Source organism: Bradyrhizobium sp. Bra78 (assembly GCF_024519855.1).
GTDB classification, from domain to species: domain Bacteria; phylum Pseudomonadota; class Alphaproteobacteria; order Rhizobiales; family Xanthobacteraceae; genus Bradyrhizobium; species Bradyrhizobium japonicum_G.
In genome coordinates, this window is the sequence record NZ_JALJRE010000003.1 from 171,076 (window position 1) to 185,408 (window position 14,333).

The window sequence follows — 14,333 nt, forward strand, 5'->3', positions numbered from 1 at the left end:
CTTTCGAGGCGCCCGGCCGAGCCAATCGAACCAGGCGACGGAATGAAGGCGAGAGGGGCTCGCCCCATCGTATCGAGCGTCGCACGTGCGTCCTGCCCTTCATGCGTCCCGCACGCGGAAACAGAGAATCGGTAACGGCGAGCGCCATACCGCATCAGGGCAGCTCTAAGGGGGATGACCGAAGTACCGGGCGAGCCGGCCTGGCTCGGACCTGGTCTCGGCGGCGGCATGGTCTACCGAGATGAACCTTTCATCGTTCATGGGCGCTGGCTGGGCCCACGGTCCGCAGGTTCTCTGCGACGAGGAAGGCATTCTGCTGTGTCGAACCTCCCGCGAACGCATCGACGGCGAGCGGCAGGTCGTGCTGGCCGTCGTCCCGGCGGCGGAACATCCGACCCCGCAAAGTCTTGATCGGCTCGCGCACGAATTCGCGCTGAAGGACGAACTGGACAGCGCCTGGGCCGCCAAGCCGCTTGAGCTTGTGCAGGATCACGGCCGCACCATCCTCGTTCTTGAAGATCTCGGTGGCGAGCCGCTCACATGGCTGGTGCACACGCCCATGGAGATGGGGAGCTTCCTGCGTCTCGCGACCCAGATCGCCGCGGCCGTGAGCAAGGTCCACCAGCGCGGTCTGGTCCACAAGGATATCAAGCCGGCAAATATCCTGGTGAACCGCAGCAACGGCAGCGTGCACCTCACCGGCTTCGGCTTTGCCTCGCGCCGTCCGCGCGAACGGCAATCCCTGGCACCGCCCGAGTCGATCGCCGGCACATTCGCTTACATGTCACCCGAGCAGACCGGCCGGATGAACCGCTCGATCGATTCCCGGAGCGACCTGTATTCGCTCGGCGTCACACTCTATCAGATGGTCACCGGCTCGCTTCCGTTTGCCGCATCCGATCCGATGGAATGGGTGCACTGCCACGTCGCAAGAGAAGCGGAGCCGCCGAGCAAGCGATCCGGCAACGTTCCCTCCGCGGTTTCCGGACTGATCATGAAGCTGCTCTCCAAGATGGCCGAGGAGCGTTACCAGACTGCAGCCGGTGCCGAGAGGGATCTGCAGCACTGTCTTGCGGAGTGGCAGCTTCGGCACAGCATCGACGACTTCCCGCTGGGCCGGCACGACACCCCCGACCGGCTGCTCGTACCCGAGAAGCTGTATGGACGAACGCACGAACGCGAGATGCTGCTCTCCTCGTTCGAGCGCATCGTCAAGAGCGGCGCACCGGAATTGGCGCTGGTCTCGGGATATTCCGGGATCGGAAAATCATCTGTCGTCAACGAGCTCCATAAAGTGCTGGTGCCGTCACGAGGGCTGTTTGCATCGGGCAAATTCGACCAGCACAAGCGCGACATCCCCTACGCGACACTCGCCAGGGCATTCCAGAGCCTCGTTCGGCCGCTTCTGGGCAAGAGCGAGACCGAGCTGAACCAGTGGCGCCATGATCTGCTGAGCGCGCTCGGTCCAAACGGGCAGCTCGTCGTGGACCTGATCCCCGACCTCAAGGCGATCATCGGCGAGAAACCGCCTGTCCATGAGCTGCCGCTCCAGCACGCGCAAAGCCGCTTTCACCGCGTCTTCGAGCAATTCATCGGCCTGTTTGCCAGACCCGAACATCCGCTGGTGCTGTTCCTCGATGATCTGCAATGGCTCGACATGGCGACGTTCGAGCTGCTCGAGGACCTGTTGACCAGGTCGAACCTGAAGCACCTGATGCTGATCGGCGCATACCGTGAGAATGAAGTTGACCCCGCTCATCCGGTGGTGCGCATGCGCGAGGCCATCAGGACACGGGGCCAACGGGTCGTTGAGATCAGGCTCGCCCCGCTCGGCCGCAGGCATCTCGGCCAGTTGCTTGCAGATGCGCTTCGTTGCGATCCGAAGCGCGCCGCTCCGCTGGTCCAGCTCGTGCACGAGAAAACCGGCGGCAATCCGTTCTTTGCCATCCAGTTCATGTTTTCGCTGGTCGAGGAAGGACTGATCGCGTTCGACCATGATGCGTCGCACTGGACCTGGTCTCTCGATCGCATCCACGCCAAGCGATACACCGACAACGTCATCGACCTCATGCTCGGAAAGCTCACCCGGCTGCCCGTTGCAACGCGCACAGCCCTGCAGCAGATGGCCTGTCTCGGAAACGTCGCCGAGGCCGCCGTGCTTTCGATCGTCCTTGGCGCGTCGGATGAGCAGGTCCAGGCAGATTTGTGGCCCGCCGTCCGCCAGGAATTCGTCGAGCCCCAGGGCGATGCCTATCGATTCGTCCATGACCGATTCCAGGAGGCGGCCTACGCGCTGATACCGGAGCAAGAACGCGCCTCGGCCCATTTGCGTATTGGCCGACTGTTCGCTGCGCGAACCTCGCCGGAAGCGGTCGAGGAAAACGTTTTCGAGATCGTGAGCCAACTCAACCGCGGCGTGGCCCTGATCACGGCGGCAGAGGAGCGCGTCAAGCTGGCGGAGCTGAACCTGTTGGCCGGCCGCCGCGCCAAGGCGGCGACGGCTTTCGGCATGGCGTTTGCCCACTTCGCCCTCGGTGAAACCGTGCTGCCGGAGGATCGCTGGCAGCAGCACTACGCGCTCAGCTTCGCCCTGGCGCTGCAGCGGGCCGAATGCGAGTTCCTCGTCGGTGAGCAGGCGACGGCGAAAACGCGCCTTGCCGAACTGGCAAGCCGGGCGGCCAACCTGCCCGATCTCGCCGCCGTCACCCGGCTCCGGATGGAGCCAAGCGACCGCGACGTCGAGATTGCCCTCGGCTATTTGCACCGCGTCGGCATCGCCTGGTCGGCGCATCCGACACCGGAGGAAGTCCGGCAGGAATATGAACGGATGTGGCGGCAGATCGGTGAGCGCCCGATCGAGGCCCTGCTCGACCTGCCCCAGATGGCCGACCCGGTCGCGCGCGGGACCATGGACGTCCTCACGGTGCTCGTCTCCCCGGCCTGGTACATCGACGAGAATCTGCGCCGTCTCATCATCGGTCGCATGGCCAATCTGAGCATGGAGTACGGCAACTCCGACGCCTCGTGCCTCGCTTACATCGTGCTTGGGACCGTGCTCGGCCCCGACTTTGACGACTATGCTGCCGGCTACCGCTTCGCCCAGCTCGGCCTCGACCTCGTCGAACTGCAAAGGCTGGACCGGTTCAAGGCTCGCGTCTATCTCGGCTACGGGAGCTGGACACGTCATGTGAGCACAGGCCGCCCGTGGCTGCGACGGGCCTTCGACGCCGCGCAGCAGGTCGGCGACATCAACTACGCCAGCTTTACCCGTCATCACCTCCTCACGCATCTGCTCGCCTGCGGCGATGCACTGCCGGGCGTGCAGCTGGAGGCCGAGGCCGGCCTCGATTTCGCACGCCGGGCGCGCATCGATCTGGCGGCCGATCGAATTGCGGGGCAGCTTCAGCTGGTCCGGACGCTGCGCGGTCTCACCGCGAAGTTCGGCTGTTTCGATGAAGCCGGGTTCAGCGAAGCGCAGTTCGAACATCGTCTCGAGGCAGACCCGCGCCTGGAACAGGCCGGCTTCTGGTATTGGGGCCGCAAGCTGCAGGCACGCGTCCTTGCCGATGACCCCGGCGCGATCGACGCGGCGGTGAAGGCCGAGCAACTGCTGTGGACCTCGAAGGCGCTGTTCGATCGGGTCGAGTTTCACTTCTATGCCGCGCTGGCGCAGGCCGCGTCGAGCGAAACCGCATCCGATGTCGGCCGAGCCCCGCGGCTTGAAGCCCTGACCGTTCACCATCGCCAGCTTCAGCGCTGGGCGGAGATCTGTCCCGAAGATTTTGCCGACCGCGCAGCTCTCATCGCCGCGGAGATCGCACGGATCGAAGGTCGCGAGCTCGACGCGATGCGCTGCTACGACCAGGCTATCGCCTCGGCCCACGCGAACGGCTTTCCCCAGAACGAGGCGATCGCGAACGAACTTGCCGGGCGCTTCTATTCGACACGCGGGTTCGAAAAGATCGCCTATGCATATCTGCGCGATGCTCACTACGGATTTCTTCGCTGGGGAGCCGAGGCCAAGGTCAGACAGCTCGAACGCCTCTATCCTCGTCTCCACGTCGCAGAGGACAGCAGTTCCGCCGGCAGGCCGACCGTCCAGCAGATGGACGTCACCACCGTGGTGAAGGCGTCCCAGGCGGTCTCGAGTGAGATCGAGCTGCCGAAGCTGATCGAGACCCTGATGAAAATCGCGCTGCAGAACGCTGGCGCGGATCGCGGCCTGCTGATCCTGGCGCGGCATGATGACTTCTGGATCGAGGCGGAGGGACAGTCGAAGGGCGACGAGTTTGCCGTCGTCATGGAGCGGACTGCGCTCTCCGCGCCCGAGTGCCCGGAGGCGTTGGTGCGCTATGTCATTCGGTCGCAAAAGCCTCTCATCATCGACGACGCGACCAGGCCTGATCCGCTCTACGGCGCCGACTATCTCCATCGCCGGCATCCGAGATCAATCCTCTGCCTGCCGCTCATGAAGCAGGCCAAGCTCACCGGGTTGCTCTATCTCGAGAACACGCTGACGACGCACGCGTTCACACCCGACCGCGTCGCAGTGCTCGACCTGCTGGCGGCGCAGGCTGCCATTTCGCTCGAGAACACCCTGCTCTACCGCGATCTCCAGGATCGCGAGGCGCGGATCCGGCGGCTCGTCGATTCCAACATCATCGGAATATTGTTCTGGGACGGCAGCGGCGACATCAGCTACGCCAACGATGCGTTCCTCGGCATGACCGGATACTCGAGCCAGGAGCTGGTTACGGGTGTGGTCCGCTGGAGGGACATGACCCCGGCCGAATACCGGCACGGAGACACGCAGCGCATCGAACAGCTGCGGATGTCGGGCCAGACCGCGCCTCGAGAGAAGGAATTCATCAGAAAAGACGGCAGCCGCGTTCCTGTCCTGATCGGCTCCGCCTCGATCGCCGGGTCTTCCGATCAATGCATCTCGTTCGTGCTCGACCTTACCGCGCGCAAGCAGGCGGAAGAGAAGTACCGCCTGCTGATGGAGCAGGCGCGTGACGCGATCCTGGTGCTCGATCAGATCGGGCTGGTGATCGAGGCAAACCGCACCGCCGAGCTCATGCTCGGACGGCCCCGGGAGCAGATTATCGGCATCCCGCTCCGATCCGTCCTGAATCCGGCGGGTGCGATCGGGGTCGACCGGCTGCTCGTGCCGGGTTCGGCCGGCCTGCTGCAACTGCGCCTTGATGGCCCCGACGCAAAAGGTCTCGACGCCGAACTGTCCGCCGCTCACGTCTCGACCGGCGGCCAGGAGCTGATCATCGTCATCGGGCGCGACATCACCCACCGCCTCCGCCTCGAGCAGCAGCTTCGCCAATCGCAGAAGATGGATGCGGTCGGCCAGCTCACCGGCGGCGTGGCCCATGATTTCAACAACATCCTGACCGTCATCACGGGCACCATACAGATCCTGATCGACGGCCTCGCGGACCAGCCCGATCTCGTCACCATCGCCCACATGATCGACCAGGCCGCCACGCGCGGTGCTGATCTGACGATGCAGCTGCTGGCGTTCGCCCGCAAGCAGCCTCTGCAACCACGCGACGTCGACGTCAACAACCTCATCGTCGATACCGCCAAGCTGCTGCGGCCGACGCTCGGCGAGCATGTCCAGATCGGCTCGACGCTGCAAGCCGACGGCTGGCACGCCCTGATCGACCCAAGTCAGCTTTCGACCGCCTTGATCAATCTGGCGGTGAACGCCCGCGACGCGATGGCCGGCGGAGGCAAGATTCACTTCGGCACCGCGAATGTGAGCTTCGATGCGGACGATTCCGGCCCGGAGGGAATTCGCGGCGACTTCATCCTGGTTACCGTCAGCGACACCGGCGCCGGCATTCCACTCGCGATCCGGGACAAGATCTTCGAGCCCTTCTTCACCACCAAGGAGCTCGGCAAGGGCACGGGCCTTGGACTGAGCATGGTCTACGGCTTCATCAAGCAATCCGGCGGTCACATCAGGATCGACAGCGAGGAAGGGCGCGGAACGACGATCAGCCTGTATCTGCCGCGCTCGGCTTTGACCGCTGCCGTTTCGGACGCTGTGCCGAAGAGCGAACTGCAGCGCGGCAGCGAAACCATCCTCGTGGTCGAGGATGACGAGCTGGTGCGCAACTACGTCGTGGCACAGCTCAAGAGCTTTGGCTATCGCACGATCGCCGCGGCCAATGGTCCCGATGCACTGGCTCTGGTGAACCAGGGCACCGCGTTCGACCTGCTCTTCACCGACGTCGTGATGCCCGGCGGGATGAACGGGCGCGAACTCGCCGAGATGGTGACCCGCGAGCGGCCCGGCGTGCCGGTGCTCTACATGTCCGGGTATGCGGAAGCCGCCATGGTGCATGACGGTCGGCTGGACCCCGGCATCACCCTGCTGAGCAAGCCCTACCGGCCGGCAGATCTGGCGCGTTCGATCCGTCAGGTTCTCGACTTGCGTGCACGACGCGACGGCCCGGACTGAGAGCCCGGCGATTGGCGCCCCCTCCGGAGGCTTCGTAGCGTATCGCTCAGCTTGCCGTCAGGTGGATGACGTTCCACGACGCCGGCTTGAGGGTTGCCTGCAACCGTTCGCCATCGAGGGCCACGCTCTGCAACGGCGCCGGCTTGATCCTGCCCGGCGCATTCCTGGTATTCGTTGCCTTGAGATCATCGTGCCGGAGTTCAAGACGCTCGCCCACCGAGAGCAGGGCGAAACCTCTGGCCGTGACACTGACCTCGATCTCCTGCTTCAGATCCCGATTGAGCAGAAACAGCGACAGGCCGCCGCCGTCCTGCGCGACCGCCGCGATCTTGAGATATGGCACGTTCGGTATCGCAAAGACCTGGTCCTGGGTGCCGCGGGGATCGTAGTAGGATGAATCGTAGGTCTCCGACTCGACCTGCGTGCGCAAAACGCGGCCGCGGCCGAACCGGCTCATATGCGCGAAAGGAAAGAAGATGGTCTGGCGCCACGCGCCTCCGCCCGTCTCGGTCATGATCGGTGCGATGACGTTGACGAGTTGCGCGAGGCAGGCGACCTTGACCCGATCGGCATGATTAAGCAGGGAAATGCAGGCGCCGCCGAACGCAAGTGCGTCCTCCATCGTGTAGATTTCCTCGAGGATCGGCGGTGCCACCGGCCAGCCCTCCTTCACCCGGTCGGCGCGGTTGCGGCGCGTTCGATACCAGACGTTCCATTCGTCGAAGCTCAACATGAGACGCTTGCCGGAGCGCCGCTTGGCCGCGACCGCATCGGCCAGAGCGACGACCTCGTCGATGAAGCTGTCCATCAGGTCGGCGCTTGCGAGAAAGGATGCCGTGTCCTGCTTGTAGTTGTTGAGATAGGTATGGAGCGAAATGTAGTCGACGTGGTCGAAGGTGTGCTCGAGGACCGTATCCTCCCACTGGCCGAATGTCGGCATGTTGCGCCCCGACGAACCGCAAGCCGCAAGCGCGATGGTCGGATCCACCCAGCGCATCATCTTCGCCGCTTCGCGGGCGACCGCGCCGTAAGCCGCGGCGCTCTTGTGCTCCATCTGCCAGGGCCCGTCCATTTCGTTGCCGAGGCACCACAGCTTGACGTCATGCGGCTTGTCCCAGCCGTGCGCACGGCGCAGATCCGACCAGGCCGTTCCGCCCGGATGATTGCAATATTCGACCAGGTTGCGCGCAGCATCGCCGCCGCGCGTGCCTAGATTGACCGCCATCATCGGCTCGACGGCGGCCGCCCTGCACCAATCCATGAATTCATTGGTGCCGAAGCTGTTCGGCTCGGTGCTGAACCATGCAAGGTCCAGCCGCACCGGTCGCGTCTTCGGCGGACCGACGCCGTCCTCCCAATTGTATCCCGAGACGAAATTGCCGCCGGGGTATCGGATGAGCGTCGGGCCGAGCTCCTTCACCAGCGCGAGCACGTCCTTTCGAAACCCCTTCTCGTCCGCGGTCGGATGGCCGGGCTCGTAGATGCCGCCATAGACGCATCGGCCCAGATGTTCGACGAACGCACCGAACAGGCGAGGATCGGTGTGACCGATGGCGAAATCACAGTCGATCAGGACGCTGGCTTTCCTCATGGTCTTCTCTCGGGTGCCCCGGTGCTGGTGAGATCGTTCATGCTGGGAGGCAGGTCTGGAGCGGCGTCGGCGACCTCAGGTAATAGCACGGCTTCGCGCAATTGGCGCGTATAGGGATGCTGCGGCGCATTCAGCACCGTTCTCGCATCGCCACTTTCGACGACCCTGCCTTTCTCCATGATCAGGATTCGATCGCTGATGTAATAGGCCGTCGCCAGATCGTGCGTGACGTAGACGATGGATATCCCAAGATCGTCCCGCAGCCTCTTGAAGAGATTGACGATGGATATGCGCAGCGACGCATCGATCATGGATACCGGCTCGTCCGCGACGATCAGTTTCGGCTCGGCCAGCATGGCGCGGGCGATTGCAACCCTTTGCAGCTGTCCGCCGGACAGCTCGTGCGGGTATCGGTGGCGCACCTCCGCGAGCGAGAGGCCGACTTTGTGCAACGCGTCATCGACGACCGTTTCGGCTGCCGGTCCGCCGGCCCCACCCGAAAACCGCCGCAGCGTCATGAACAGATAGCGGTCGAGCCGCTTGAGCGGGTTGAAGGATTCAAAGGGATTCTGAAAGATCGGCTGCACCTTGCGCATGAAGGCCATGCGACCGGCGCTGCCGCTGATGGCGGCAAGGTCGATGCCGTCGAGCATCAGCTTACCGCTGGTCGGCGCCTCCACGTTCAGGATCATCCGCGCAAGCGTCGTCTTGCCGCTGCCGGATTCACCGATGATCGCAAGGATCTCCGGCCGCCTGGCGACGAGCTGGAAGCTCACCTCGTTCACCGCCGCAATCCTCTGCCGCGACAACAGCCCGCCCCGGACGAAGGTCTTGCTGACCTCGCAGACGTCGAGGAGCAGATCGCTCATGCCTGGCCACCCCGGGCGACGGCAAAGCAGGCAACGCGATGCCCGGTGTCGACCTCCAGCATGGCGGGGACCTCGCGTCTGCAGATTTCGGTCGCGATGGGGCAGCGGGCATGGAAGCGGCATCCGGACGGAGGATCGGCGAGATTGGGCGGGGAGCCGCCAAGTCCCTCGCGAGCTGCCTCGTCCCCGATCCGCGGCAGGCTGGAAATGAGATGCCTGGTATAAGGGTGCAGAGGCTTGCGGAAAATCCTCGCGGTTGCGGCCTCCTCCACGAGGCGCCCGGCATACATGATGGCGAGGCGGTCGGTGACGTGCGCGTGCACGCCCATATCATGCGTGACGAGCAGGACCGAGGAGCCGGTCTCGCGCTGGATGCCACGCATCATGCCGAGCACCTCCTTCTGCACCACCACATCCAGCGCGGTCGTGGGCTCGTCGGCAATGATGAAATCGGGGCGGCAGATCGTTGCAAGGGCAAGCGTTGCGCGTTGGCGCATGCCCCCGGACAGCTCGTGCGGAAACGCGGCCAGCACCGAAGGATCCAGCTTCACGCGCGCCAGATGAGCGATCACCTGCCGCCCGAACTGCTTCCGGCTGCCGCCGATATGCGGATATGCGAAATCGACGAACGCGGTTTCGACACGGCGAACCGGGTTGAGCACGCTCATCGAGCCCTGCATGATATAGGACAGATGCCGCCAGCGGATCCGCGCCAGCTCCGCGCGCGGCGCGCGATGCAGTCCGCCATAGCCGGGCAGGAACGCGAACTCCACGCTGCCGGCCACGATCTCGAGCGGCGGCCTGATCGCGCCTGCGATGCTCTTGATCAGTGTGGTCTTTCCGGAGCTGGACTCGCCGGCGAGCCCGTAGACCTCACCGCGGCGAACCGCGAAGCTGACGCCGTCGACCGCTTTGACGCCGCGTCCGACGCCGATATGGCTGGTCCTGTAATGGGCATGCAGGTCGCGAACCCGGAGGATCGGCTGTTGCTGTTGGGCGAGCGGTGGCAGGGCGTCGGCTTGCATCACGGGGCCCCTCCGGTACCCCAGAGGCGGCTCCGTGGATCGATATAGGCGTTCGCCGATACCGCGAGCAGGAACAGCCCGATGAACGCCATGATCACCGTGACGGTGGGAAAAGCGATCCACCACCAGATTCCGGCTACCATCGCCGTATGCTGGTTGGCCCAGTAGATCATGCCGCCGATCGTCGGCGTGTTGATGTCGGTAAAGCCGAGCACCGCGAGCGTCACCTCGAGCCCGATCGACCAGACCATGTTGTTCATGGTCGTGGAGAACACGATCGGCATGACATAAGGCAGATGCTCCCGGGTCAGGATTTCCCGCGTGCTCATTCCGGAGAACAGGCAGGTCTGGGTGAATTCGCGCGCCTTCAGGCTCATGACCACGGAACGGATCAGCCGCGCGTCGTAGGCCCAGCCGAAACAGGCCATGATCAGGGCCAGCATCAGCCAGGAGATGCGGTCGCGCATCATGAAATAGAACAGCACCAGGATCGGCAGCAGCGGAATGACGATGAAGCTGTCGTTCACCGACATCAGGGCACGGTCGATCCAGCCTCCCTTGTAGCCGCTGACGAGCCCGACCACGAGCGCGATCAGGCGGCTGACCAGCGCGACCGTGCATCCGAACATCAGCGTATTTCGGATCGCGAAGCTCAATTGCCAGAACACGTCCTGGCCACGCGACGTGGTGCCGAACCAGTAGACCAGCGATGGCGGCAGATCGGGCGGAACCACATACACGCTCTCCGGTGGATAAGGCGAGAAGCTCGCCAGCGCGGAGAGCAGCAGAACGAATCCGACCAGCACCGCCCCGATCCGGAATTCGGGGCTGTGGCGCAGCAGGTCGCGCAGCAGGACGCTCATCAGCTGATCTTCACCCTCGGATCGAGCAGTGGATAGAGAAGATCGATGGCGAGCACGCCGATCGACACGCCGAGAATCGAGATGGTGGTGACGCCGAGGACGAGCCCGTAATCTCCGGCATAGACGGCATCGACCAGGAGCGAGCCGAGACCGGGATAGCCGAACACTTTTTCGGTGATCACGGCGCCGTTGAAGATTCCGCCCAGCGACATCGCGAGCCCCGTCACCTGCGGCACCAGCGCGTTTCGCATCACGTAGGATGTCAGGATGCGCCAGGGCCTGACGCCGGCGAGCTCGGCATAGACGACGAAGTCCTCGGCCAGCACATTCGACACCAAGGCGCGCATGCCGAGAAACCAGCTTCCCACGCCGATCAGGATCAGGGAGAGCGCGGGCAGGATGGCGTGCCGCAGCACGCTCAGGACGAATTCGGGCGTCAATGTCTGCGGCAGGTTCATCGCCGATCCGCCGGAGATCGGCAGCACCGGCCAAAGGAAGCCGAACACGATCAGCAGCAGCATCGCCAGAATGTAATAAGGGATCGGATGCAGGCCCATCGCGATCACCCCCATCAGCTTGAGGCCGCGGCTCTGGCGGTAGTAGCCGGCAAGTCCGCCCAGCAGGTTTCCGAGCCCCCAGGCCACGATGGTCGATACTGCAAGCAGTCCCACGGTCCAGGGCAGCGCGCGCCCGATCAGGGTTCCGACGGGGGTCGGAAATGCCGACAGCGAAGGACCGAAATCGGCGCGCAGGATCCGCTTCCAGAACTGGAAGTATTGCTCGACGGGGTTGCCGCCGAGACCGTAGAGCTCGCGCAGGGAATTGCGCATCTGCTCGATCGCCTCCGGCGCGGTGCTGCCGTAGGAGGTCACGGCCGAGATCGACTGCTCGACGGGATCGACCGGCGAAGCGTGGGTGACGACATAGGCGATGTTGATGCCGATGAAAACCACGAGCAGAAACTGGCCAAGCCGCCGGCCGACATAGGCGAGGTATCCGCTCATGGCGGCACCGGTGATGCCCGACATCGTTCGGACGGACGCGAAAGATGCGGGCGCTCTGGTGTCATCGCGTCCTAATTTGCCGGCTTCAGCTTGACGAACATGTAGCGCGAATTGCCCCAGTTCGGCACCGGGTTGGTGTAGGGGTTTTCCGAGGTCGGAAAGCCGGTCCAGTAGGTCTGATCCATTGCGGTGAAGACGTTGTAGGCCATCAGCGGGATGGTCGGCATCTCCTTCACGGCGAGCTTGACGTATTCCTTGCCAAGCTCGATCGATTTCGGATCGTCGAATCCGACGGTTCGGATCTGCTCGATGATCCCATCGAGCGCGGGACTGGACCAGCGCTGCCAGTTGCGCAGCGGCTGCGGCTTGCCCGGCTCGGCGACGAACTGCGAATGCCAGCTGTCGAGGAAGTAGGACAGGTCCTGATGACCGCCCCAGGTTTCGACGCTCCAGCCGATGAAGGTGTCGAAATCGCCGGCCGCGCGTCGCGTGGGCAGCGTCCCCTGCGCGACGTCGATCCTGGCGTCGATGCCCGCCTGCTTCCAGAGCTGAACGATCATCGTCCCGGCGCGGGTCATCACCGGACGCAAATCGCCTTCGACCATGACACGGACGCTGAAGGGCTTGCCGTCCGGCGTGAGCCACGCGCCACCCCGCTTGCTGAAGCCCGCCTTCTCGAGAAGCTCCTGCGCCGCCTGTGGATCGGTCTTCCACCAGCCCATGCCGAACGCCCTGGCGATTTCCGCAGGCCCCGATGGAATCTGGTCGCCCATAGCAGGCCGCAGCATATCGGCAATCTGCTTGCCAATCGTCGGGTCATAGGGCTTGATCCTGCGCTTGCCGGTGTCGATCTCGAAAGCCCCGAGCCATTCTCCCATCGGCCCGTGATAGGTCGCCGGATGTGTTCCGGTCGGCGGTACGCCGATCGCCGATATGGTGGCGGCCCCGCGATATGCGGCCATCGCCACGGCCTTGATGTCGATCAGCAGCGCCAGCGCCCATCGCACGTCCGGGTTCTTGAAATTCTCGTTCTGGGTGTTGAAGATCACGGCGGGAAGCGTCGGATCGGGGTGGCCATAGGGAAAGCCCTTGAACCAGGCCCGCGTCGTCCTGCTTTGCTTGGCCAGCGCAAACATGCCTTCCGGCGCAATATCGTGGATCACGTCGAGCTCGTGATTGAGCTGCGCGATCACCCGCTTCTCGGGCGGTCCGGGGTCGACATAGGCGAGATACTTCGGACCCGGCTTGCCAAAGCGCGCAAGCGTGGTGCGCTGCCAATCCTCACGAAGCTGCCAGATGTACCATTTGCCGTCGGGATCATAGCTGTGCAGGACATAGGCGCCGAGAGAGATCGGCTTGTTGAAGTCGAATTTGACCGGATCGTCCACCTTGTCGAACACGTGCTTGGGCAGGATCCACACCGCGCCCCAGCGCACGGTGAAGTTGGCGTGAAAACGCGAATTGGGTTTCTTGAGCTTGAAAACGACCGTATGAGCGTCAGGCGCGTCAACGGACGCCACGTTGCTCGCCAGCACCGCGCTGAAGCGCATGGCGGGATTTTTGATCTGCGTCGTCACCGTCGAAACGACGTCGTCGGCGGTGAATTCGACACCGTCGCTCCAGAAGATACCGCTGCGGAGCTTGACCGTCATTTCGGTGAAGTCGGCGTTGTATTGCGGCTTGTCGGACGCCAGCGAATTGTCCCAGACCCCGTCAAGGCCGCTCTCGGGATCGATGTACCATAGCGTGTCGAGCGCGGCCTGTTGCAGCCCGTTGGACTGCGATCCGGCATTGATCGTCCAGATGTTGAACCAGCCCGCGTTCTTGACGGTTCCTTCGGGGTTTTCCAGGATCAGCAGCTCCTTCCGCGGAATGTTCTGCGGAAGGCCTTGCGCAACTGCCGGCGTACCCAACAGGGCCGGCACAGAGCCGAACGCGCACGCAACGACCAGCAATGCACGAATGCAGCGCATCATGTCCTCCCGGTGCAACGCTTCTCGACGCGTATTTTTGGCCGGATGCTAGAGGCGCCGGAGTCGATGAACAACAGGAATCTTGGGCCGCAGGCAGATCGATCAGACGCGCCGGCCGTCCCTATGCGGTGTCCGCCCGACCAAAGCAGGGATATTCCGCCCATAACCGGCCGGGCCTGTCGGCGCTTCTCGCCGCCAAAGACAAATGCCGCCGGCGACTGTCGGATGGCGCACGCTCGTACACTCCGAACTCGCCGAGATAAATGGAGCACTGCTCTTTCTTCGCCCAGACTCCCATCTTCCTGAAATCGGCGGCAGTTGGCCTCGTCTCCGGACGGCCCCAATCCAGGCTCGTTCAACACCTCGAAGACGAGCGCCGCGGTTAATAACCTGCCAGCGCGGCCGGTCTTTCCGGCGCGAGCCCGCTCGCGCGCGAAGTTTAACGGTTTGGTAACGATACGAAGCTGGTTCGGTGCATTAATGCAAATCGCACGCTGCCGGTGTCTCGCCCGTAACGACCCTGCTATAAA

Annotated in this window: 7 protein-coding genes; 1 reads left to right on the top strand and 6 read right to left on the bottom strand. The window is 63.8% G+C overall.

What is annotated here, in order from left to right; translation table 11 throughout:
- Positions 1–241 precede the first annotated feature (241 nt).
- Positions 242–6,478: an AAA family ATPase gene (locus OC450_RS08310; RefSeq protein ID WP_262047645.1), complete on the top strand. Its 6,237-nt coding sequence runs from the start codon at positions 242–244 to the stop codon at positions 6,476–6,478.
- 46 nt (positions 6,479–6,524) lie between these two features.
- Here OC450_RS08310 and OC450_RS08315 read toward each other — a convergent pair whose 3' ends face one another.
- From OC450_RS08315 to OC450_RS08340, 6 genes are all read right to left on the bottom strand, one after another.
- On the bottom strand, positions 6,525–8,069 hold the full coding sequence (locus OC450_RS08315; RefSeq protein ID WP_262047646.1) for an alpha-N-arabinofuranosidase: 1,545 nt from the start codon (positions 8,067–8,069) through the stop codon (positions 6,525–6,527).
- Entirely contained in the window at positions 8,066–8,845 is a 780-nt protein-coding gene (locus tag OC450_RS08320) for an ABC transporter ATP-binding protein (protein WP_315986384.1), read from the bottom strand. The genes OC450_RS08315 and OC450_RS08320 overlap by 4 nt, the downstream gene beginning before the upstream one ends.
- 89 nt (positions 8,846–8,934) lie before the next feature.
- Entirely contained in the window at positions 8,935–9,963 is a 1,029-nt protein-coding gene (locus OC450_RS08325; protein WP_262047825.1) for an ABC transporter ATP-binding protein, read from the bottom strand.
- The gene (locus OC450_RS08330; protein WP_262047648.1) at positions 9,963–10,826 is read right to left on the bottom strand and encodes an ABC transporter permease; all 864 of its coding nucleotides are present in this window, start codon (positions 10,824–10,826) and stop codon (positions 9,963–9,965) included. The genes OC450_RS08325 and OC450_RS08330 overlap by 1 nt, the downstream gene beginning before the upstream one ends.
- On the bottom strand, positions 10,826–11,830 hold the full coding sequence (locus OC450_RS08335) for an ABC transporter permease (RefSeq protein ID WP_262047649.1): 1,005 nt from the start codon (positions 11,828–11,830) through the stop codon (positions 10,826–10,828). The genes OC450_RS08330 and OC450_RS08335 overlap by 1 nt, the downstream gene beginning before the upstream one ends.
- Positions 11,831–11,901: 71 nt before the next feature.
- Complete coding sequence (locus tag OC450_RS08340) at positions 11,902–13,803, bottom strand: ABC transporter substrate-binding protein (RefSeq protein ID WP_262047650.1); 1,902 nt, start codon at positions 13,801–13,803, stop codon at positions 11,902–11,904.
- Positions 13,804–14,333: the final 530 nt, after the last annotated feature.